Origin of the sequence: Mesorhizobium sp. M7A.F.Ca.MR.148.00.0.0 (assembly GCF_003997735.1) — a bacterium.
Classification (GTDB): Bacteria; Pseudomonadota; Alphaproteobacteria; order Rhizobiales; family Rhizobiaceae; genus Mesorhizobium.
Window position 1 is genome coordinate 43,536 of the sequence record NZ_RZTB01000028.1, and the last position, 21,376, is coordinate 64,911.

General features: G+C 62.4%; 26 protein-coding genes and 1 pseudogene. 11 read left to right on the forward strand and 16 right to left on the reverse strand.

Annotation, left to right across the window (positions count from 1 at the left end; translation table 11 throughout):
* Positions 1–60: 60 nt before the first annotated feature.
* A pseudogene (locus tag EOB49_RS13805) lies at positions 61–686 on the reverse strand (glutathione S-transferase family protein).
* A 12-nt stretch (positions 687–698) separates the two neighbouring features.
* Complete coding sequence (locus EOB49_RS13810; RefSeq protein WP_127321786.1) at positions 699–1,910, reverse strand: NADP-dependent isocitrate dehydrogenase; 1,212 nt, start codon at positions 1,908–1,910, stop codon at positions 699–701.
* Between the two features lie 214 nt (positions 1,911–2,124).
* On the opposite strand from EOB49_RS13810, the gene EOB49_RS13815 reads away from it, so the two are divergent.
* The 3 genes from EOB49_RS13815 to EOB49_RS13825 all read left to right on the forward strand — a co-directional run bounded on the left by EOB49_RS13815 (position 2,125) and on the right by EOB49_RS13825 (position 4,085).
* A complete protein-coding gene (locus EOB49_RS13815) occupies positions 2,125–3,039 on the forward strand; it encodes an RNA methyltransferase (protein WP_127321787.1) in 915 nt (304 codons plus the stop codon).
* Entirely contained in the window at positions 3,032–3,832 is an 801-nt protein-coding gene (gene murI, locus EOB49_RS13820) for a glutamate racemase (protein ID WP_023810327.1), read from the forward strand. Before EOB49_RS13815 ends, murI begins: the two co-directional genes overlap by 8 nt.
* 64 nt (positions 3,833–3,896) lie before the next feature.
* Entirely contained in the window at positions 3,897–4,085 is a 189-nt protein-coding gene (locus EOB49_RS13825; RefSeq protein ID WP_023810328.1) for a DUF3008 family protein, read from the forward strand.
* Positions 4,086–4,169: 84 nt separating this feature from the next.
* Here EOB49_RS13825 and EOB49_RS13830 read toward each other — a convergent pair whose 3' ends face one another.
* Positions 4,170–4,379 (reverse strand): hypothetical protein, encoded by a 210-nt coding sequence (locus tag EOB49_RS13830; protein WP_127332070.1) that lies wholly within the window; start codon positions 4,377–4,379, stop codon positions 4,170–4,172.
* A gap of 374 nt (positions 4,380–4,753) precedes the next feature.
* Between EOB49_RS13830 and rpsD the strand changes: the two genes are divergently transcribed.
* The 4 genes from rpsD (at position 4,754) to EOB49_RS37605 (ending at position 7,643) form a co-directional block, all read left to right on the forward strand.
* Positions 4,754–5,371, forward strand: coding sequence for a 30S ribosomal protein S4 (gene rpsD / locus EOB49_RS13835; RefSeq protein WP_023759539.1), 618 nt, complete (start codon positions 4,754–4,756; stop codon positions 5,369–5,371).
* A 107-nt stretch (positions 5,372–5,478) separates the two neighbouring features.
* Positions 5,479–6,363 carry a tRNA 2-thiocytidine(32) synthetase TtcA gene (gene ttcA, locus EOB49_RS13840; protein WP_127381287.1) on the forward strand — a complete coding sequence of 295 codons (885 nt, stop codon included), beginning with the start codon at positions 5,479–5,481 and terminating at the stop codon, positions 6,361–6,363.
* Positions 6,353–7,186: an inositol monophosphatase family protein gene (locus EOB49_RS13845; RefSeq protein WP_127381288.1), complete on the forward strand. Its 834-nt coding sequence runs from the start codon at positions 6,353–6,355 to the stop codon at positions 7,184–7,186. The genes ttcA and EOB49_RS13845 overlap by 11 nt, the downstream gene beginning before the upstream one ends.
* 223 nt (positions 7,187–7,409) lie before the next feature.
* The gene (locus EOB49_RS37605) at positions 7,410–7,643 is read left to right on the forward strand and encodes a hypothetical protein (RefSeq protein WP_245463701.1); all 234 of its coding nucleotides are present in this window, start codon (positions 7,410–7,412) and stop codon (positions 7,641–7,643) included.
* On the opposite strand, the gene EOB49_RS13855 is transcribed toward EOB49_RS37605, so the two are convergent.
* The 6 genes from EOB49_RS13855 to EOB49_RS13880 all read right to left on the reverse strand — a co-directional run bounded on the left by EOB49_RS13855 (position 7,640) and on the right by EOB49_RS13880 (position 14,250).
* Positions 7,640–8,863, reverse strand: a complete 1,224-nt coding sequence (locus EOB49_RS13855; protein WP_164781671.1) for a multidrug effflux MFS transporter — start codon at positions 8,861–8,863, stop codon at positions 7,640–7,642. The genes EOB49_RS37605 and EOB49_RS13855 overlap by 4 nt on opposite strands.
* A gap of 215 nt (positions 8,864–9,078) precedes the next feature.
* The gene (grxD, locus tag EOB49_RS13860) at positions 9,079–9,414 is read right to left on the reverse strand and encodes a Grx4 family monothiol glutaredoxin (RefSeq protein ID WP_006332883.1); all 336 of its coding nucleotides are present in this window, start codon (positions 9,412–9,414) and stop codon (positions 9,079–9,081) included.
* Positions 9,415–9,555: 141 nt separating this feature from the next.
* Positions 9,556–9,789: a BolA family transcriptional regulator gene (locus EOB49_RS13865; protein ID WP_010909092.1), complete on the reverse strand. Its 234-nt coding sequence runs from the start codon at positions 9,787–9,789 to the stop codon at positions 9,556–9,558.
* A 133-nt stretch (positions 9,790–9,922) separates the two neighbouring features.
* On the reverse strand, positions 9,923–10,444 hold the full coding sequence (locus EOB49_RS13870; RefSeq protein ID WP_127381290.1) for a hypothetical protein: 522 nt from the start codon (positions 10,442–10,444) through the stop codon (positions 9,923–9,925).
* A 45-nt stretch (positions 10,445–10,489) separates the two neighbouring features.
* Entirely contained in the window at positions 10,490–12,721 is a 2,232-nt protein-coding gene (gene purL, locus EOB49_RS13875) for a phosphoribosylformylglycinamidine synthase subunit PurL (RefSeq protein WP_127381291.1), read from the reverse strand.
* A gap of 119 nt (positions 12,722–12,840) precedes the next feature.
* Positions 12,841–14,250: a PLP-dependent aminotransferase family protein gene (locus EOB49_RS13880; protein ID WP_127381292.1), complete on the reverse strand. Its 1,410-nt coding sequence runs from the start codon at positions 14,248–14,250 to the stop codon at positions 12,841–12,843.
* 93 nt (positions 14,251–14,343) lie between these two features.
* Here EOB49_RS13880 and EOB49_RS13885 point away from each other — a divergent pair, with 93 nt between their 5' ends.
* Positions 14,344–14,595, forward strand: a complete 252-nt coding sequence (locus tag EOB49_RS13885; RefSeq protein WP_127332058.1) for a DUF1127 domain-containing protein — start codon at positions 14,344–14,346, stop codon at positions 14,593–14,595.
* Positions 14,596–14,671: 76 nt separating this feature from the next.
* On the opposite strand, the gene EOB49_RS13890 is transcribed toward EOB49_RS13885, so the two are convergent.
* The 6 genes from EOB49_RS13890 to purC form a co-directional block, all read right to left on the reverse strand.
* Entirely contained in the window at positions 14,672–15,313 is a 642-nt protein-coding gene (locus EOB49_RS13890) for a Pr6Pr family membrane protein (RefSeq protein ID WP_127381293.1), read from the reverse strand.
* Positions 15,314–15,316: 3 nt separating this feature from the next.
* The gene (locus tag EOB49_RS13895) at positions 15,317–15,724 is read right to left on the reverse strand and encodes a hypothetical protein (RefSeq protein ID WP_023810339.1); all 408 of its coding nucleotides are present in this window, start codon (positions 15,722–15,724) and stop codon (positions 15,317–15,319) included.
* A complete protein-coding gene (locus tag EOB49_RS13900; protein ID WP_127332054.1) occupies positions 15,721–16,386 on the reverse strand; it encodes a glutathione S-transferase family protein in 666 nt (221 codons plus the stop codon). Before EOB49_RS13900 ends, EOB49_RS13895 begins: the two co-directional genes overlap by 4 nt.
* 84 nt (positions 16,387–16,470) lie before the next feature.
* Entirely contained in the window at positions 16,471–17,139 is a 669-nt protein-coding gene (gene purQ, locus EOB49_RS13905; protein WP_027036974.1) for a phosphoribosylformylglycinamidine synthase subunit PurQ, read from the reverse strand.
* Between the two features lies 1 nt (position 17,140).
* Positions 17,141–17,383, reverse strand: a complete 243-nt coding sequence (gene purS / locus EOB49_RS13910) for a phosphoribosylformylglycinamidine synthase subunit PurS (RefSeq protein ID WP_027162361.1) — start codon at positions 17,381–17,383, stop codon at positions 17,141–17,143.
* A gap of 28 nt (positions 17,384–17,411) precedes the next feature.
* Positions 17,412–18,206: a phosphoribosylaminoimidazolesuccinocarboxamide synthase gene (purC, locus tag EOB49_RS13915; RefSeq protein WP_013532127.1), complete on the reverse strand. Its 795-nt coding sequence runs from the start codon at positions 18,204–18,206 to the stop codon at positions 17,412–17,414.
* Positions 18,207–18,481: 275 nt separating this feature from the next.
* Here purC and EOB49_RS13920 point away from each other — a divergent pair, with 275 nt between their 5' ends.
* Together EOB49_RS13920 and EOB49_RS13925 are read left to right on the forward strand one after the other, a co-directional pair.
* Positions 18,482–18,802, forward strand: coding sequence for a DUF1476 domain-containing protein (locus tag EOB49_RS13920; protein ID WP_013532126.1), 321 nt, complete (start codon positions 18,482–18,484; stop codon positions 18,800–18,802).
* A gap of 121 nt (positions 18,803–18,923) precedes the next feature.
* Positions 18,924–19,697, forward strand: a complete 774-nt coding sequence (locus EOB49_RS13925) for an HpcH/HpaI aldolase/citrate lyase family protein (protein WP_127269901.1) — start codon at positions 18,924–18,926, stop codon at positions 19,695–19,697.
* 6 nt (positions 19,698–19,703) lie between these two features.
* Here the strand turns inward: EOB49_RS13925 and EOB49_RS13930 are convergent, their stop codons facing one another.
* Positions 19,704–20,258 (reverse strand): alpha/beta hydrolase, encoded by a 555-nt coding sequence (locus EOB49_RS13930; protein WP_127381294.1) that lies wholly within the window; start codon positions 20,256–20,258, stop codon positions 19,704–19,706.
* Between the two features lie 249 nt (positions 20,259–20,507).
* Here EOB49_RS13930 and EOB49_RS13935 point away from each other — a divergent pair, with 249 nt between their 5' ends.
* Positions 20,508–21,320 carry a VOC family protein gene (locus tag EOB49_RS13935; protein WP_127321099.1) on the forward strand — a complete coding sequence of 271 codons (813 nt, stop codon included), beginning with the start codon at positions 20,508–20,510 and terminating at the stop codon, positions 21,318–21,320.
* Positions 21,321–21,376: the final 56 nt, after the last annotated feature.

Consider the following 21,376-nt stretch of genomic DNA (forward strand, 5'->3'; position numbering starts at 1 on the left):
GGGAGAAATGCCCGGCAGGGCAATGAGGGGCGGTGCCGGCGTTGAGGAAGTTCACTCGGCCTAAGCGACCTTTTCAGTCCGCGTAAAGCTCGCACGATCGGCGACGCGTGTATACCAGTCCCGGATATCCGCGAACCGCGCCAACAGATCGCGCCCTTGCGTGACCTTGACGAAATAGGCGATGATCGGCGCGGCGTGCAGGTCCGCCAGCGTCAGTTGGTCGCCAAGCAGCCACGGACCTTGTGGCTTCAGCGATCTCAGCACCTTCAGCACCGTCTCGGCCTGAGCAAGGCCGCCGGCGATCAACGCCGAATCCGGCTCAGCTTCTCCAGCCGCTCGACGGCAACATCCCAGACCATCGCGCGATAGCCATAGGCGTCGAGCATGCCTATGATCTGGCCCATCCTGGCGCGGCCGCGCGCGTCGGCAGGCTGCAGCGCCGGTCCGCCGAAGGCCTCGTCGATATAGCGGGCAATCGCATTGGTCTCGAACAGGCGAAACCCGTCATAACAGAAGGCCGGGATGCGGCCGAACGGATGATGCTCGAAATACCAGGCGGGAACGCCCTCGGCGGCAAAGACATCGACCGGCACAAGCTCGTAGTCGATGCCTTTTTCCGCGAGTACGAGGCGGACGATGCGTACATAGACGCTGTACTCCGCCCCGTAGACGATGGGCTTGCCCATCTTGCTTACTTGTCAGGCCATCGCCTTCTGCAGGTTCTCGTCGATCTTGTCGAGGAAACCGGTGGTCGAAAGCCATGGCTGGTCGGGGCCGATCAAGAGCGACAGGTCCTTGGTCATGAAGCCTGACTCGACCGTCTGGATGCAGACCTTTTCCAGCGTTTCGGAAAAACGCTTCAGGTCGGCATTGTCGTCGAGCTTGGCGCGGTGCGCGAGGCCACGCGTCCAGGCGAAGATCGAGGCGATCGAGTTGGTCGAGGTTTCCTCGCCCTTCTGGTGCTGGCGGTAGTGGCGGGTGACGGTGCCGTGCGCGGCTTCGGCTTCCACCGTCTTGCCGTCCGGTGTCATCAGCACCGAGGTCATCAGGCCGAGCGACCCAAAACCCTGCGCAACCGTGTCGGACTGCACGTCACCGTCATAGTTCTTGCAGGCCCAGACATAGCCGCCCGACCATTTCAGGGCGGAGGCCACCATGTCGTCGATCAGGCGGTGCTCGTACCACAGCTTCTTCGACTTGAACTCGGCCTCGAACTCGGCCTCGTAGACCTCCTGGAAGATGTCCTTGAAGCGACCGTCATAGGCCTTGAGGATGGTGTTCTTGGTCGACAGATAGACCGGATAGTTGCGCAGCAAGCCGTAGTTCAGCGACGCCCGGGCGAACTCGCGGATCGAGTCGTCGAGATTGTACATGGCCATGGCGACACCGGCGCCGGGCGCGTCGTACACATCGTGCTCTATCACCTGACCGTCCTCGCCGACGAATTTGATGGTCAGCTTGCCCTTGCCGGGGAAGCGGAAATCGGTGGCGCGGTACTGGTCGCCGAAGGCATGGCGGCCGACGATGATCGGCTTGGTCCAGCCGGGCACCAGGCGCGGCACGTTCTTCATGATGATCGGCTCGCGGAAGATGGTGCCGCCGAGGATGTTGCGGATGGTGCCGTTCGGCGACTTCCACATCTTCTTCAGCTTGAACTCCTCGACGCGCTGTTCGTCGGGGGTGATCGTCGCGCATTTCACGCCGACGCCGTGTTTCTTGATGGCGTTGGCCGAATCGATGGTCACCTGGTCGTTGGTGGCGTCGCGGTGCTCGATGCCGAGGTCGTAATATTCAAGCTTAAGGTCGAGATAAGGGTGGATCAGCTTGTCCTTGATGAACTGCCAGATGATGCGGGTCATCTCGTCGCCGTCGAGTTCGACGACCGGGTTCGCCACCTTGATCTTCGCCATGGAAAGAATGCCTCGTTGCTGGATATGGGACGGCCTTGCCCGCGCGGCGTTGGGCCGGGAGATGTCGCCCGTATATCAAAGCGCTTTTGGCCACGCAAACGGCGATCGGTCACGAATTGGAGGCCAGAGCCGTCGTCATTTGCGAATGCTTCATTTTCCCGGCCGAATGTGGCAGGGACGCTGAAATGCCGCAAACAGCAGTTCATTGACAATCATGCCCGTCATCAAAGATCCCGATAGCATTGCAGTCGCCGGCCCGGCGATCATCCTCGTCGAGCCTCAGCTTGGCGAGAACATTGGCATGGTCGCGCGCGCCATGGCCAATTTCGGTCTGTCGGAGCTGCGCCTGGTCAACCCGCGTGATGGTTGGCCGAGCGAGAAGGCGCGCGCGGCGGCCAGCCGCGCCGATCATGTCATCGACGCTGTCACCGTCTTCGACGATCTGGCCTCGGCGCTCGCCGACCTGAACTTTGTCTTCGCCACCACGGCCAGGCAGCGCGACGGCTTCAAATCCGTGCGCGGGCCGGTGGAGGCGGGCAGGCTGCTGCGGGCGCGCCACGTGATGGGCCAGCGCACCGGCATCCTGTTCGGACGCGAACGCTTCGGCCTCTACAATGACGAGGTCGGCCTTGCCGACGAGATCGTCACTTTCCCGGTCGATCCCGATTTCTCCTCGCTCAACATCGCCCAGGCAGCACTTCTGATGTCCTACGAATGGATGAAGTCCGGCCTGGAGGACGAGACCAGGACCAATTTTTCCGGCCCGGACATGAAACCGGCAAGCAAGGAAGAATTGCACGGCCTGTTCGCCTATCTCGAAGGCGCGCTGGAAGCGCGCGGCTATTTCCGGCCGGCGCCGAAGAAGCCGAAAATGATCGACAATCTGCGCGCGGTGCTGACACGCCCTGGCTTTGCCGAACCGGAGCTCAAGGTGCTGCGCGGCATCATTTCGTCGCTCGACAGGTTTTCTCCGGCGATGCCGCGCGGCGACGGGTCCCCTGGCGACGACCCGCGGCGCTTGCCCGCGGCCGCCGCGCGGGCCCGCAAGGCGGAAGCGGCGCGCCTTGCCGACACCGGCAAGGACGATGACATACCGCCGCTTGGCGGAAAAGGAACCGACAATGACTGAGCGGCCGATCCTGATGTTCGATTCGGGCATCGGCGGGCTTACCGTGCTGCGCGAGGCGCGCGTGCTGATGCCCGATCGCCGCTTCATCTATGTCGCCGACGACGCTGCGTTTCCCTACGGCGCTTGGGAAGAGCCGGCGCTGAGGGCGCATATACTCGAATTGTTCGGCAAATTGCTTGAGCGCTTTGCGCCGGCCATTTCCGTCATCGCCTGCAACACCGCCTCGACGTTGGTGATCGATGCGCTGCGCGATAGATTTCCCGAGCATCCTTTCGTCGGCATGGTGCCTGCGATCAAGCCGGCGGCGGAACGCACGCGCTCAGGGCTGGTTTCGGTGCTGGCGACGCCTGGCACCGTCAAGCGCCAATACACGCGCGACCTGATCAGCAAATGGGCGCAGAAATGCCATGTCCGCCTGGTCGGCAGCGACAGGCTGGCGGGACTGGCTGAGATCTACATGCGTGAGGGCTTCGTCGATGAGGAGGCCGTACGCACCGAAATCACGCCGTGCTTCGTCGAACATGATGCGCTGCGTACGGATATCGTCGTGCTCGCCTGCACACACTACCCCTTTCTGGCCAATCGCATGCGCAAGACGGCGCCCTGGCCGGTCGATTGGCTCGACCCCGCTGAAGCGATTGCGCGCCGGGCGCTGTCGCTTCTCGCCGACATCGATCCGAGCGGTCGTGGCGAGATGCTGCCTGAAGGACCCGACCTTGCCGTCTTCACATCGAAAAGAGCCGATTTCCCGACCCGTCGCCTGATACAGGGCTTCGGGCTGGCTATGTCGTGATTGCGAAGCGGAACATCACGGCAGTCGTTGCGTTTTTCTCCAGATTCCAACGGGAGAAAGAACCATGCCAGCCACCTCGAAAGCCCAGCAGAAAGCCGCCGGCGCGGCTCTGTCGGCCAAGCGCGGCGAGACCAAGAAGAGCGAACTGCAGGGCGCTTCCAAGGGAATGTACGAATCGATGAGCGAAAAGCAGCTCGAGGAATTCGCCGAGACGAAGCGCAAGGGCCTGCCGGAGAAGAAGTCGAAAGACTAAGGATTAAGCATCCGGAATCAAAGAGCCCGCGGCCAAAACCGCGGGCTTTGAATCGATGTCGGCCGCCTGAGACCGGATAGGAGCCTACCAGCGCCCGCTGCAGCGCTTGATCTTGTAGCGTACGACCTTCTTGTGGCCGTGCCGCCAGATAACCTTCTTCTTGATCACGATGCGGCAAGCCTGGTGATGTCGGTGTCCATGCCAATGCCTGGCTTCCGCCGGCTCCGGTGTCAGGACCGCCATGGATCCCGCCAACACAGCGGCTCCTGTCAGGGTAAGGAAGAATTTCTTCATGCGAATGTAGCTCCTCTGCTCCGGTCCTTCCTGATGCCGCTGGCGCAACCTCCCGCCACATCCGGCACTGTACTCAACCCAGAGACGCTATATCGTCGCCACGGCCTACGCCAGCCACAAGCTTGACACCGGTTAAATCTCCGTTTAATCAGCGCGCCAACACCGGGCCGCAATGCCCGGTGGTTTTCTTTATGTGCGCAAGATGCGTGGAAATCCAATTCTACTATCTTGTTTGAACTGACGTGTCCCGTGGGTTTTCCGCCGCGTTGCGTGGGAAAACCCTGTCAGGTCTCGAAAACGGAGGCCAGAGGAGGGCGCGTTTCCTTCACCCGGACCATGAGGTTCCGGGTGTATTGTTTTGAAAAGGGAATGCGATGAGCAAGCGCGAATCCGCGAAGTACAAGATCGACCGCCGTCTCGGCGAAAATATCTGGGGCCGCCCGAAGTCCCCGGTCAACAAGCGTGAATACGGTCCCGGCCAGCATGGCCAGCGCCGCAAGGGCAAGCTTTCCGATTTCGGCCTGCAGCTGCGCGCCAAGCAGAAGCTGAAGGGTCACTATGGCGACGTTTCGGAAAAGCAGTTCCGCAAGGTTTATGAAGAGGCTGACCGCCGCAAGGGCGACACCTCGGAGAACCTGATCGGCCTGCTCGAATCGCGTCTCGACGCGGTCGTCTACCGCGCCAAGTTCGTGCCGACCATTTTCGCCGCCCGTCAGTTCGTCAACCACGGCCACGTCAACGTCAACGGCAAGCGCGTCAACATCGGCTCGTATCGCTGCAAGCCGGGCGATGTCGTCGAAGTGCGCGAAAAGTCGAAGCAGCTGGTCATCGTTCTGGAAGCGGTCGGTCTCGCCGAGCGCGACGTGCCGGACTACATCGAAGCCGATCACAACAAGATGGTCGCGACCTTCTCGCGCATCCCTGGCCTGGCGGACGTTCCGTTCGCCGTGCAGATGGAACCGAACCTGGTCGTCGAATTCTACTCGCGCTAAAACGAGCGCGTTCTGCGACACCAAGCAAAGGCCGCCCGTCGAGGCGGCCTTTTCTTTGTCGGTCATGTCCGCTAATCCGGCGCTCTGGCCACTGAAAGCGACATGCCATGAATATGCTTCCAGACATCGAACCGATCGCCGACAGCGAAGGCGGCTTCCATCCGCTGTTCGCCGACGTGCCGTCCTCGGTCGAATTCAACAAATTGCGCAAGCGGCTGCTGCGGCTGACCCGGCAGGCGATCGAGGATTTCTCGATGGTCAAGCCCGGCCAGCGCTGGGTCGTCGCGCTCTCGGGCGGCAAGGATTCTTACGGCCTGCTCGCGGTGCTGCTCGACCTCAAATGGCGCGGGCTCTTGCCGGTCGATCTTCTGGCCTGCAATCTCGACCAGGGCCAGCCGAATTTCCCCAAACATATCCTCCCGGACTATCTCAACAGCCACGGCATTGCGCACCGGATCGAGTATCAGGACACCTATTCCCTCGTCACCGACAAGCTGCCGGCGGGCAGCACCTATTGCTCGCTCTGCTCGCGGCTCAGGCGCGGCCATCTCTACCGCATTGCGCGCGAGGAGGGGTGCTCGGCACTGGTGCTCGGCCACCATCGCGAGGATATTCTCGAAACCTTCTTCATGAATCTCTTCCATGGCGGCCGTCTCGCCGCCATGCCGCCAAAACTGCTCAACGACGACGGCGACGTCATGGTGCTGCGGCCATTGAGCTACTGCGCCGAGGCCGATCTGGAAAAATTCGCTGCCGCCATGCAATTCCCGATCATTCCCTGCGATCTCTGCGGCAGCCAGGAAGGTCTTCAGCGCAACGCCATGAAGGCGATGCTCGAGGACCTGGAAAAGCGTATGCCCGGCCGCAAGGATACGATGCTGCGCGCGCTGTCGAACAGCAGGCCATCGCACCTGCTCGACAGGAAGCTGTTCGACTTCGCTGCCCTCAACGACACCCTCACCACAAGGCAAGACATTTCCGATGACATTTGACGACACCGCGATCGATTGGCTGGCCGGCATTCTGGCCGAGGCGGCGCTGACCGAGATCATGCCGCGCTTTCGCCGGCTGGGCGATGGCGATGTCAGGCAGAAGACCTCGGCCGCCGACCTTGTGACCGAAGCCGACGTCAATGCCGAGCGGCTGATCACCGCGCGGCTGCGCGAGCGCTATCCCCAGGCGATGATCGTCGGCGAGGAGGCCTGTTCCGACAATCCGGCACTGCTCGATGGTCTGGGCGATGCCGATCTGGCCTTCGTCATCGATCCGGTCGACGGCACTTTCAACTTCGCCTCCGGCGTGCCTTTGTTCGGCGTCATGCTGGCGGTCGTGGTCCAGGGCGAGACGGTTGCCGGCATCATCCACGATCCCGTCGGCAAGGACTGGCTGATTGGCGCCAGGGGCGCCGGCAGCCATATCCGGCATGCGCATGGCAGCATCGAGAAGGTGCATGTCGCGGCACCCGCGCCGATCGCGGAAATGACCGGCTCCGTCTCTTGGCAATATATGGCCGAACCGGAGCGGTCGCGGCTGGCGCGCAACCAGACGAAGATCCTGTCGCAATTCGCCTATCGCTGCGCCGCGCACGAATACCGCCTGCTGGCGAGCGGCCATGCCCACTTCGTCGTCTACAACAAGCTGATGCCATGGGATCATCTGGCCGGCGTGCTGATCCATGCCGAGGCTGGCGGCCACGCGGCGCGCTTCGACGGCAGCACCTATCTGCCCTCGCATCTCGGCGGCGGCCTGCTTGTCGCGCCCGATCGCGAAAGCTGGCACGAATTGCGCCGCGAACTCTGGGCGGCACAGGATTGATCGCTGCGTCAGCCGAAGGAGCGGTTCACGCAAATCCGGAGGCTCTCGAATGAAACCTCGGTTCGCATTTGTCGCGACGGCTCTTGCCGTCGCTCTGTTCGCCAGTTCCCTGGAAGCAAGGTCGCAGGAGCGCAGCTGTCGCAGTCCCGATCCCGTCGATACGATAAAGGAGATGTCGGACGCTATCTATGCTTGCTGGAAACCGCCACCCGGAACCGCGGGCATGTCCCTGACCCTGCGATTCTCGCTTCGCCGCAACGGCACACTGATCGGCAAGCCTCGCGCCACATATGCCGATCTGGGAACCGATGCCCAGCGCAGCCGGGCCTTCGTGGCATCCATTCTCAGGGCACTCGATGATGCTCTGCCATTGCCCTTTTCGGACCGCATGGGTGAAGCAATCGCGGGGCGTATGCTCGCCCCCCGGTTCACGGCGGCCCTTGAGGGTGCATCCTAGTGCAAGTCGGTGATGTGCCCTGAAACGGGCGCGTTCTGTGGCTGGAACATCTTGCCGCGCTCGGCGATGAAGATCATCAGCAGCGCCGCGACCGAGACGCTGCAGAAGCCGGCGGCCAGCGGCGTCACCGTGCCATTGAAGGCCTGGCCGATCAGCGTGCCGAGAATGCCGCCGAGAAACGTCTGCATGAAACCGAGGATCGACGACGCCGTGCCGGCCAGTTGCCCGAGCGGCTCCATGGCCAGCGCGTTGAAGTTCGCGCCCAGCGCACCGAACGGAAGCATGGCGCAGGCAAAGAAGGTGATGAACAGCCAGAGCGGCATCTTCATTTCCAGCGAAACGATCAGCCAGGCAAGGCTGATGACCAGGAACAGCAGCAGCGCGCTCTGCGACAGGCGGCGCATGCCGATGCGGCCGACAAGGCGCGAATTCAGAAAGTTGGAGAAGGCGAGCACGCCCGCGACGCCTGCGAAGATGACCGGGAACATCTCGCCGACTTTGAAGATGTCGACATAGATCTGCTGCGCCGAAGCGATGAAGCCGAACATGGCGCCGAAGATGAAGGTGCTGGCGAAGGCATAGCAGATCGCAATGCGGTTGGTGAGCACGATGCGAAACCCGCCGACAATGGAGTTGAGTGTCAACGGCCGGCGATGTTCGGGATGCAGCGTTTCAGGAAGGCGCAGCAGCGACCAGGCCGAGACGAGGAGCGCACCGACGGCCATGGTGACGAAGATCCAATGCCAGGTCGCAAACAGCATGATGAACTGGCCGATGCCGGGAGCAATGACCGGTATCGCCATGAACACCATGAAGATCAGCGACATCACCTCGGCCATGCGCCGGCCGTCGAACGTATCGCGCACGATCGATACGGCGATGACGCGGGTGGCGGCCGCACCAATGCCTTGCACGGCCCGGCACAGCAGAAGTGTCTCAAAGCTTGGCGCAATGGCGGCAGCCGCGGCCGCGGCGACATAGATCACCAGCCCGGCGACCAGTGGTGCGCGACGCCCAAAGCGATCCGAGATCGGCCCGAAGAACAACTGTCCGCCGCCGAAGCCCAGAATGTAGGCCGTTATGACGTACTGCCGGTGGTTTTCATTTTCGACGCCGAGCGTGGCGCCGATCTGCTGCAGCGCGGGCAGCATGATATCGATGGCCAGCGAGTTCAGCGCCATCAGCGCCGCGCACAGGGCGATGAACTCCCAGCGCGGAATAGGCAGTTTGCTTGCCGATTGCGGCGCTGGTTTTGGCTGGTCCACGGCAAGTCCGATCTTTCGAACGAAAATGCGCCGGCGGGCCGGCGCATTGGCTCGTCCTGGTCCTGGATTCAGGACATGAAAATTGCCGAGGTGGGCTGCCCCCGACGCCTTTGTGCATGACCCCGAAAATCAAAATCAACCTTCGGATGGCAACATGCACAAAACAGAAATCAGGCTGCGCCTTTGACGCTGACGCCCTTCTCGACGAGGAATGTCTGCAACTCACCGGCCTGGAACATCTCGCGGATGATATCGCAGCCGCCGACGAATTCACCCTTGACGTAGAGCTGCGGGATCGTCGGCCAGTTGGAGTATTCCTTGATGCCCTGGCGCAGTTCGGCGGAGTCCAGAACGTTCACGCCTTTGTAGTCGGCGCCGATATAGTCGAGGATCTGGACGACCTGGCCGGAAAATCCGCATTGCGGGAAACCGGGCGTGCCCTTCATGAAAAGGACGACGTCGTTGCCCTTCACTTCATTGTCGATGTAGTCGTTGATGCCGCTCATGGAATATCCTTTCCCGCCTGTGGGAGTCAGGCTCGAAACATACCCTTCAAATAAACCCAACGATTGCTCGAAACAAGACGTTAGCCGCGCCGCGGCTGAAATGGCGCAAAGGATGGGCCGTGTTGGGCCAAGCGCTAAGGGTCAGTCGGGAACGCTGGTCTGCAAGGCGAGTGCGTGCAGCACGCCGCCCATATTCCCTTTCAGCGCGTCATAGACCATCTGGTGCTGCTGCACGCGGCTTTTCCCCCGAAAGCTCTCGGCCACCACCTCGGCCGCATAATGGTCGCCGTCGCCGGCGAGATCGCGGATCGTCACCTTGGCGTCCGGAATGCCGTCCTTGATCAGTTTTTCGATGTCGTGGGCGTCCATTGCCATGGCAAAATCCTGTTTCGAGCGGCCGGTGTCAGGCCATAAGATGAGAGTCGGGCGAGCCTAAAGCCTTTCCGGTCCGGATTGAAGCCGTTCTGTCCCACCAACGGCAAGACGGCCCGACGGCTTCAGAGAAAGACTAGGCCGGTGGGCTTGCTTCATCCTCGGCAACGTCGTCGCGTGTCGAGAAAGCGCGACCAAGGCTGAAGGCAAGCACATAAAGCGGCGCGTTGAGCACGAGGCCGACAATGGGGAGATAGCTCGTCATTTGCCAAGCCGGCGAGAAGAACCCCTGGCCATAACCGTCGCAGACAAGCGACGAGCCGTACTCCCACAACGCGCCTACGACCACCGCGCTGGCAAAAAGCTTGATGCAGGTGACGATATGCCTTGCCCGTGCCGGATCCGGCGCCAGGCGGTCCCACAGAACCAGGCAGACGATCGGGATCGCGTAGATGAGATTCTGCGCGATGAGCATGGGGATGGCGCCGTTGGCCGCGGCAAGGAACTCCGCGCGCGTTTCCAGCCGCATGCACACCTCGCTTGAGGTTGTCGACAGCAGGAAAAAGACGAACGGTCCCAGGAACCAGAAGAAGAACAGCGACGGCCAGAAAACGACTGCAAGCAGCGCCCGGGCAGCCAGTTTCCTGTGATTGATCATGAGTTTCCCGAAAAACCGTTCCCACTTTTCGGGATCATGCTCTCGTCAACTGGCCTGGTCCATGAAGCGGGGGAACCAGCCTTCGTGCGCCGCGGAGAGTTCGCTGACCGGGATTGCCCTGGCGTCGCCAAGCTTCAGCGCGCTGCCCCCGGTCGAGCCGATCCACGGCGCGAAGATGCCGAGTTCGCCCTGCTGCTTGCGAATGGCGTCCCATTCGTCACCATGCGGATCGATCGACAGCGTCAGGAGATAACGGCCCTGGTCCTCGCCGAACCAGACCGGGATCGGGTCGGTGCCGACAAGCCCGGGAACGGCGGCGCCGATTCCGGACGCCATCGCCATCTCGGCAAGCGCAACGGCGGCACCGCCATCGGAAACGTCATGCGCCGCTGTGACGATGCCGGATGCGATGAGCGCGCGCACATGGTCGCCGACGCGTTTTTCGTGATCGAGGTCGACCGGCGGCGGCGGGCCATCCGTGCGGCCGTGTACGTCACGCATATAGACCGATTGCCCGAGATGCGTTCCCCAGGACGCCGGTGCGCCGACCAGCAGGATCATCTGGCCCTCGGCCGCAAAGCCGGTCCGCACCATCTTCGACCAGTCGGCGATCAGCCCGACGCCGCCGATGGTCGGGGTTGGCAGGATGCCCTGGCCGTTGGTCTCGTTGTAGAGCGAGACATTGCCGGAGACGATCGGGAAGCCAAGCGCGCGGCAAGCGTCGCCGATGCCCTTCACCGCGCCGACCAGCTGGCCCATGATCTCGGGCCGTTCCGGGTTGCCGAAATTGAGGTTGTCGGTGGCGGCCAGCGGCAGAGCGCCGGTGGCGGTCAAGTTGCGCCAGCATTCGGCCACCGCCTGCTTGCCGCCCTCATAAGGGTCGGCCTCGCAATAGCGCGGCGTCACGTCGGAGGAGAAGGCGAGCGCCTTGGTGGCATGGCCTTCGACCCGGACCACACCGGCATCGCCGCCTGGAAGCTGCAGCGAATTGCCCTGGATCAACGTGTCATACTGCTCCCACACCCAGCGGCGCGAGGACAGGTCGGGCCCGCCGAGCAGCTTCAGCAGCGCGTCGGCCACGTCGGCTTGCGGAATGTCAAGGGCGGCCAGCGGCGCCGGCTTTTTCGGCTCGACCCACGGCCGGTCATATTCCGGAGCCTTGTCGCCGAGATCCTTGATCGGCAGATCGGCGACCTGATCCCCCTGGTGCAGCACGCGGAAGCGCAGATCGTCGGTGGTCTTGCCGACGATGGCGAAGTCGAGCCCCCATTTGTGGAAGATCGCCTCGGCTTCCTTTTCCTTTTCCGGGCGCAGAACCATCAGCATGCGCTCCTGGCTTTCCGACAGCATCATCTCGTAGGCGCTCATGCGCTCTTCGCGCACCGGCACCTTGTCGAGATCGAGCTCGATGCCGAGGTCACCCTTGGCGCCCATTTCCACCGCCGAGCAGGTAAGGCCGGCGGCACCCATGTCCTGGATGGCGATGACTGCGCCCGAGGCCATCAGTTCGAGGCTGGCTTCCAGCAGGCACTTTTCGGTGAAGGGATCGCCGACCTGCACTGTCGGGCGCTTCTCATCGATCTTGTCGTCGAATTCGGCCGAGGCCATGGTGGCGCCGCCGACACCGTCGCGGCCAGTCTTGGCGCCGAGATAGACGACCGGCAGGCCGACACCCTTGGCTTCCGACAGGAAGATCGCATCGGTCTTGGCAAGGCCCGCCGCAAAGGCGTTGACCAGGATGTTGCCATTGTAGCGGGCGTCGAAATTGACCTCGCCGCCGACCGTCGGCACGCCGAAGGCGTTGCCATAGCCGCCGACGCCGGAAACCACGCCTGAAACGAGGTGCCGGGTCTTGGGATGGTCAGGCGAGCCGAAGCGCAGCGCATTCATCGCCGCGATCGGCCGCGCGCCCATGGTGAAGACGTCGCGCAATATGCCGCCGACGCCGGTCGCCGCGCCCTGGTAGGGCTCGATATAGGACGGGTGGTTGTGGCTCTCCATCTTGAAGACGACGCAGTCGCCATCGCCGATGTCGACCACGCCGGCATTCTCGCCCGGCCCCTGGATGACCTGCGGACCGGTGGTAGGCAGCGTGCGCAGCCACTTCTTCGAGGATTTGTAGGAGCAGTGCTCATTCCACATCGCCGAGAAAATGCCGAGTTCGGTGAAGCTCGGCTCGCGCCCCACAAGATCGAGGATGCGCTGATACTCGTCGGGCTTGAGCCCGTGTGAGGCAATGAGCTCAGGGGTGATCGGCACGGAATTGGAAATGGTCATGGGCGGCGATTTATATCCGGGACGTTGGGATTTTGAGTCCCGTCTTATCGCAAGCCTTGCGGCCGATACACCCATGGATTGACGAAAAACGACGGAAAACCGGACAAAGCCACGCAGTGTCAGGAGAAGCTGTCGTAGCCGGCGCGGCCTTCATCGAGAAGTCGCCGGATCGCCGCGACGCCTTCAGCGATATCCCCGCGCTGTCTCGGCTGCGAAACGCCAAAGCGGACGCCATGGAAAACCTGCTCGGAACGGCCGGCCTTGAATTCGTCCTCGTCGTCGATCAGCACGCCGTGCTCCAGACAGGCGTTCTTGAAGGTGCCGGAAAGCCAGGGGTCGGGCAGGGCCAGCCAGACAAAGGGCACCCTGTCATGCGACTTGACCGCGAAGCCGGCCAAAGTCTCGCGCACGATGGCGATGCGGGCGCCGATTTCGGCGATGCTGCGCTTGCGTATCTCATCCGCCTGACCTGACAGCACCAGCCTTGTATTCACCTCCGCCAGCAGGAAGGGCATGCCGCCGGTCATCATCTTGTGGGCGACACGGATGCGGTGGCGGTAGGCGGGCGGGCAGGAAAGCCAGCCGCCGCGCACACCGGCTGCGACCGACTTCGACAGGCCGCCCGCGACAATGGTGCGTTCAGGCGCATACTCGGCCAGCAATGGTGTCGGATCATCGGTCAGATTGCCATAGAGGTCGTCCTCGATGAGGACGACGTTGTATTCGCGTGCGACATGGGCGATCGCCTCGCGGCGCGCCGCCGACAAGGTGGCCAGCGTCGGATTCTGCGCCGTCGGCATCAGGAAGATCATCTTGGGATGCTTTTGCGCGCAGACGCGCTCGAAATCCTGCGGATCGATGCCTTCCTCGTCCGATGCCACCAGCGCGGTGCGCCTGCCGATCAGGCCGGCGCTGCGGGAAATCTGCGAGTAGGTGAGGTGCTCGAAGGCAATATAGTCGCCAGGCATGGTGAGCGCCGCGATCGCCGCCATCACCGCCGCATGGGTGCCGAGCGTGGGAACGATGGTGTCGGCACTCGGACGAAACGAATTGCGCGCCAACCAGCGGGCGCCGGCTTCGTACCATCGGTCGGGGAAGTCCCGCGTGTAGCTCGAAATCTCATGCGGATGGTCCTGCGCCGTGCGCGACAGGACACCGGCGACGATGTCGCCTTGGCCGATATCAGGTGCTGCGGTGCTGTCGAAACGCAGCTTGCCCTTAGGCGCATCGATATAGCGTGTGCCTTCGCCGCCGACGTCCGGAGCCGGAAAATCCGGCTTCGCGCGCTGGCCGAGCACATAGGTTCCACGCCCGACTTCGCCGCTCACCAGCCCACGCTCGCGCAGCAATTGATAGGCCCGGCCGACCGTGCCGACGGTGGTGCCGATGTCGTAGGCGAGGTCGCGCTGCGGCGGCAGCTTTGCGCCGGCATCGATCACGCCCCGATCGATGTCCGTTTCGATGGAATCCGCCAGGCGCTGATACAGCGGCCCGGAGCCGGTGGTGAGATCGGGAAGCCAAGTTGTCATGGTGACAATTTTCTATATTGCACCGATAGATGAGTCAATACATACCAGTCGCGTGCAAAAAAGGGTACAATTTAGGACTTCGGCAGAAATAAAATGAATACAATCGCGACAATGCGTCACTCGAGCGCTGCATTATCAGGCCAACCGACACGTCCATCGGCTCAGCGCGGTTTTGCCAGCCGCCTTGTGCGCGTGCTGAGGTCGCTGGCAAGATGGATCGACAACCTGCTGGATCGCCGCCGCAGCCGGTTGGCGCTGCTGGAGATGACCGACGACCAGCTCAAGGATATCGGCGTCACGCGCTGCGACGCCCACCGCGAGGGCATCAGGCCGTTCTGGGACTGACCCTGATCCCAAAAGTGGGAACCGGTTTGGGAAAGATGATGGTCCCGGGAAATGCGGACAGGACGTCCGCACAGTTCTAACGGACGCTCGATGCCCTGGTGCGTGCAACGGCATGGTCCGCAAGGACGGCGACCACGCACAGCACGAGGAAAAGTCCGGTGATGGCTGCGGCCGAGATGGCGACGCCGGTCGCGCCGTTCTTGGCGATTTCCAGGAAAGGGTAGGGCACCTCGCCGGCAAACGGCGCCCGCACCAGCGCATAGACCAGATAAGCGATGGGATAGATCACCCACCAGGAAATGTCGCTCCAGCGCGTCCTGCCGTCAGCGCCCGATATCAACCACCACAGCACGAAGAGCACCGGCGTCACATAATGCAGCAGGACGTCGCAGAGCAGGAACAGCCCCTGCGGCTGCCAGAGTTGTGCCAGGACCGTTGCGTAGATGATGAAGACCAGCGCGATCGAAACCGCAACGCCGGCCCGCATCCGCGCGCCTGCAAAGGCCGGCAGCCAGGCATAGAAGGTGGGTGACAGCAGCGACGTGTACACCAGCACCGCGCCGATGTTGGTCAGGATGGTGAAGAAGCTGAAGACGAAAATGATTGAGCCAAGCAGGCTGCGGCCGGCTTCCATCGATGCCGGAATGCTGATGCAGAACTGCAGGATGAGCCCGGCCAGACCGATGACCAGACCCGCGATCTGCAGGAACCGGCCCATGGGCTAGGCCGTCGCGGCGCAGGCCGGATTGCCGGCCTGCCAACGGGCGATGTCCGAGCCGATGCGGGCGCCGAGCGGATCGTTCATCAGCGGTCCGAAGACGTCGACGCGGCTAGAATTGCCTTGCGCTTGCACGACCAGCAAAGGTTTGCCGCCATAGTGCTTGGCCGGCACCAACAGGAAACGCGGCGTGCCGCTGAACGAATTCAGCTCATTGGCCATCTGGTACGGTTTGAAGGCTGGGTCCTTGCTGGCGATCCAGCATTTGTGGGCAGCGATCGCCACTTGTTCCATGGCCAGCAGCGCAGCACTTTTGCCTGAGGGAACAGGCGTGCTCTTTGGCGTCGACTGGCAGGATGCCAGCACAAAGCCCGCCGCGGCGACCAGCGCGATCGTCTTCGACTTGATCAAGCGGCACCCATCTCAAGTTCGGACAGAAAAATCTTCAAACCATCGGTCATCTCGCCCCACACCCGCGACAATGCCGGGTGTTGCGAGGCGATCTGCTGGTAGGCGTCGAATTTGGGATAGGCGTCGAGCAGGTCGTGGCGTCCCGTCATGGCGCGGAAATTGTTGAAGATGAACCGTGTCGGCGTCAGCCAGGCATCGGCGAAGCTGATGTCGTCGCCGAGTGCGAAGGGCCCTTGCGCCATGCGCGCCTCGATCGCCGCCAGTCCATGATGCAGGCGGGCAAATTGGGCGTCGATCTCGACATTGTTGCGCTTCGGCACGAAATGGAGCTCGAAAAGCTTCATCGTTGGGGTCAGCACGTCGAGATCGGTGATGCGGGCGAACATGCGCACCAGTGCCCGGTCCTTGGAATCGGGCGGCAGCAGCGCCGGCTCCGGAAACCGTTCCTCGAGATATTCGGCGATGACCACCGATTCGACGATCGTCTCGCCCGAGCCGGTGATCAGCACTGGAATCCGGTTCATCGGCGAGATGGCGCGAAACTCTTCCGGGATGGGAAAACCGGGCGGCGGCGCGATGATCTTGAGCGGTACGTCCTTGACGTAGGCCAGTGCCCGCACGATCGACGAGTAGGGCGACAACGGCCGCGAATAGAGTTTCATGACCGTCTCTCTCCCCAATGAACCAGACTTGCTCCAAAGAGACAGGAATGTCCGGCTGTTTTCAAGCTGTTCGCTTCGATATCGTCAGGCGGCGATGCCGAGGGCGCTCTCGAACAGTCCGCGGCCGTCGGTGCCGCCATGGGCTGCTTCGATCAGGTTTTCCGGGTGCGGCATCAGCCCGAGCACATTGCCTTGGCTGTTGACGATGCCGGCAATGTCGTTGATCGAGCCGTTGGGGTTGGTGCCCTCGGCATAGCGGAACACCACCTGGCCTTCGCCTTCGATACGGGCAAGCGTGTCGGCGTCGGCGAAATAATTGCCGTCATGATGCGCGACCGGCGAGCGGATGATCTGGCCCGGCTGATAGCGGCGCGTGAACATGGTGTTGGCATTGGTGATCTCGAGCTTCACCTGCCGGCAGACGAATTTCAGCGAGGTGTTGCGCATCAAGGCGCCCGGCAACAGGCCGGCCTCGACCAGGATCTGGAAACCATTGCAGACGCCGATGACCGTAACGCCCGCGGCCGCTTTTTCGGCCACCGCCCGCATGACCGGCATGCGCGCGGCGATCGCGCCGCAGCGCAGATAGTCGCCGAAGGAAAAGCCGCCCGGAATGGCGATCAGGTCGACATCGGGGATTTCGGTATCGGTCTGCCAGACGGTGACCGGGGGTGTTCCCGAAATCTTGGTCAACGCCGCGATCATGTCGCGGTCGCGATTGAGGCCGGGCAGGAGGACGACGGCTGATTTCAATTTAGGCAATCTCCACCGCGTAATTCTCAATCACCGTATTCGCCAGCAGCTTGTCGCACATGGCCTTGAGGTCCGCTTCGGCCTTGGCCTTGTCACTTTCGGCCAACTCGACGTCGAAAACCTTGCCCTGCCGCACCGTGCCGACACCGCCGAAGCCAAGGCCCGACAAGGCGTGTTCTATCGCTTTGCCCTGTGGGTCGAGCACGCCGTTCTTGAGGGTGACGGTAATGCGGGCCTTGATCACGCTGGACATGCTCCTGTTCGAATCCGGGTTAGTGCGGCTTGCCTTTGAGGCCGTCGGTCGAGGCGACAAGCACCGGGCCGGTCGGGCGCGGCGGCTCGTTCTCGTTCATGATGCCGAGGCGGCGGGCAACTTCCTGGTAGGCCTCGACAAGGCCGCCCATGTCGCGGCGGAAACGATCCTTGTCGAGCTTGTCCTGCGTCGCCACGTCCCACAGGCGGCAGGAATCCGGCGAGATCTCGTCGGCAACGACAATGCGCATCATGTCGCCTTCGAACAGCCGGCCGCATTCGATCTTGAAGTCGACGAGCTGGATGCCGACGCCCATGAACAAGCCAGAGAGGAAGTCGTTGACGCGGATGGCCAGCGCCATGACGTCGTCGATCTCCTGCGGGCTCGCCCAGCCGAACGCGGTGATGTGCTCTTCCGACACCATCGGATCGTCGAGCGCGTCGGCCTTGTAATAGAATTCGATGATCGAGCGCGGCAGAACGGTGCCTTCCTCGATGCCGAGCCGCTTGGACAGCGAACCGGCGGCGACATTGCGCACCACCACTTCGAGCGGAATAATCTCGACTTCCTTGATCAGCTGCTCGCGCATGTTCAGCCGGCGGATGAAATGGGTCGGAATGCCCATGCGGTTCAAATGGTTGAAGATGTACTCGGAAATGCGGTTGTTGAGGACACCCTTGCCGTCGATGACCTCGTGCTTCTTCTTGTTGAACGCGGTGGCGTCATCCTTGAAGAACTGGATAAGCGTGCCCGGTTCGGGTCCCTCATAGAGTATCTTGGCCTTGCCTTCATAAATGCGGCGGCGATTTTTCATCTGGATTTTTCTCTGGGGTTCCGGACAGGGCGGTATCAGACCATTTCCTGTCCGTCTGCCTGAAATAGTGCGGCTACGGTAGGGTTCAATGCCGGGTCTATCCCAATCACATCGTTTGCTCAATCGGCAAATCCTTCCAATCAACCGCTTTCGGGACTGAAATGCCGCAGCGCAGCATTCGATGAAGCGTATTGACCGACCCGCGACCTTTTGGTTTGTGCTTTGGCAACGCACATATTCACCGCCAACGAATCGAATTTGACCGGAGGGACGCCATGAGCAGCATGAAAGACCGCGAAGAGGGCTTTGAGCGTAAATTCGCATTCGACGAGGAGCTTCGGTTCAAGGCCTCGGCGCGCCGCAACAAGGCGCTCGGCCTGTGGGCCGCCGAAAAGCTCGGAAAGTCCGGCGCTGATGCCGACGCCTATGCCAAGGAAGTGGTTATCTCCGACATCGAGGAAGCCGGCGACCACGACGTGTTTCGCAAGATCCGCGGGGATTTCGACGCGGCCGGCGTCGAGCAGTCGGACCACCAGATCCGTCGCACCATGGACGAACTGATGGCGCAGGCGATCGAGCAGATCAAGAACACCTGATCCGGGCTATGCGCCCGGCCATAAGCTGGACCAATCGACCGCCCGGCCTATCCGGGCGGTTTTTCTTTGCCTTTGTCGCGATTTCCGGCTGAAACTGCCGGAGTTAACAAGGAAAGTATCCATGTCCCTGAAGTCCCGCCTCGCGGCCGACGAAACGCTGTTCACCGCATGGTCCGGCGTGCCGGATGCCTTGACCGTCGAGATCGTCGCCAAGCAGGGTTTCGATGCCGTCACGCTCGACATGCAGCATGGCGGCCATCACGAAGACAGCGTGCTGCGTGGCCTGGTGCCGGTGCTGGCTGCCGGCAAGCCGGCGCTGGTGCGCATTCCCGTGGGCCGTTTCGACATGGCAAGCCGCGCGCTCGATTTCGGCGCCGAGGCAGTCATCGCGCCGATGGTGAATTCGGTTGCCGATGCAAAACTGTTCGCCGCCGCCATGAAATACCCGCCGCTCGGCGAACGCTCCTGGGGGCCGACCTACGCTTTTCCGCGCCACGGCCAAGGCGACCAGGCCGACTGGCTGCGCGACACCAACCAGCGCACGATGGCCTTCGCCATGGTCGAGACGCGTGCCGCCCTCGATGCGCTCGATGGCATCCTCGACACGCCCGGCATCGACGGCATCTTCCTCGGCCCGTCGGATTTCTCGATCGCCTGGAGCAATGGTGCGACCGTCAATTCGACGCTGGAAAGCATGATGGAGACGGTGGCATCGGTGGCCGAGCGCACCCGCAAGGCCGGCAAACATGCGGCGATCTACGTTGTCGAGCCGGCAATTGCCGGCCGGGTCGTGTCGATGGGCTATCGCCTGCTGGCCATGGGCTCCGAGCATTCGCTGATCGGGCTTGGGGCAAAAACGCTGATCAAGAGCGTCCGCGATTCGATCGGGTCCTGAAGACGCTCAAGGTTTCAGATCCGTCAGGAATTTGGCGAAGGTCATTGAACCTTCGGGCCAAGGACCAAAACCTGAATCCGGGTTGAGATGACCGGTCTCACCGGCATCGATGAACAGCGAACCCCAGGCGCCGGCGATATCCTCCGCGACATCGAAGGCGCAGAACGGATCGTTGCGGCTGGCGATCACGATCGAGGGAAAGGGCAGCGGCTCACGCGGATAGGGGCCGAAGGTCATCAGGTGCCTGGGCCTGATCTCGGGATTGGCGACGTCGGGAGGCGCCACGAAGAAGGCTCCGGCTACCGGCTTGCGGAACTGCGGAATGGCTTGCACCGCAGTGGTGACGCCGAGCGAATGCGCGACCAGGACGACCGGCCGCTCGGCCTCGTTGACCGCCTTGGCGACGCTCGCCGTCCAGTCCTCGCGAACCGGCTTCGACCACTCGGCCTGTTCGACGCGGCGCGCCGTCGACAGTTTCGACTGCCAGCGGCTCTGCCAATGGTCGGGGCCGGAATTGGTGTAGCCCGGTACGATGAGAATATCTGCTTCCTTGACCTTCATGGCGCTGAGATAGCGAGCGGCATCGCTTCGTGCAACCGGCAGGAACGCCGCCTTTGATCACAATAGTGAACACCATGTTCGCTTCTTCGCGTCTTGTGTGAACGATGCCGATGGACGATCTGTGGTCAGGAAAAGAAACAGCCGTGCGCGGGAACCCTGACTTTGGAACTGACACGACGTACAATGATCGGCGGAGTGGGGCTTCTCGCCTTGGGAGCTTCATCGCCGGCCGGTCGAACGGAGCATTCGATGAGCGAGTTGCCTTTTGCCGCCAACACCCCGGTCAGCGTTGCCCGCGTCGGGCTGAAGGCGCGCGACGCGGAAAGCCTTGCCGCCTATTACCGCGAAATTGTCGGTCTGCAGGAGTTGAGCCGTGCCGATGGCGCGATCACCCTGGGCGCCGCCAACCGTCCCTTGTTGGTGCTTGAGCAGGACGCTTCAGCCAAGCCGGATGATCCGCGCAGCGCCGGGCTGTTCCACACCGCCTTCCTGCTGCCCAGCCGCGCCGACCTCGGCCGCTGGATCAACCACGCCATATCAAACAAGATCGCGATCGAGGGCGCTTCCGACCATCTGGTCAGCGAAGCTCTGTACCTGACCGATCCCGAAGGCAATGGCATCGAGATCTATGCCGACCGCCGTGCGCAGGACTGGAAGTGGAATGGCGACAAGATTGCCATGGCGACAGAACGGCTGAACATTCCGTCCGTCGTTGCCGAAGTGCCTGCGGGTGACGCCGGCTGGCAGGGCGCGCCGGAAAACAGCATCGTCGGCCATGTCCACCTGCGCGTCGGCAGGCCGGAAGACGCCGAAGCCTGGTGGAACCAGGAATTTGGCTTCGACACCATGGCCAAATACGGCGGCCAGGCGGTGTTCCTGTCGTCGGGCGGCTATCACCACCACATCGGCGCCAACGCCTGGCAGAGTTCAGGCGCCGGCCGCCGCGATTCGAGCCGGTCGGGCCTTGCCTGGGTCGAGATGCGTTCGGACAATGTGACGAGCCCAGCAACCCGCGAAGACCCGTGGGGCACGGTGATCAGGACTGTTCCCGGCAAGGCTTGAGAGCGTCTTTCTCCCCGTCACTATACGGGGAGAAATGCCCGGCAGGGCAATGAGGG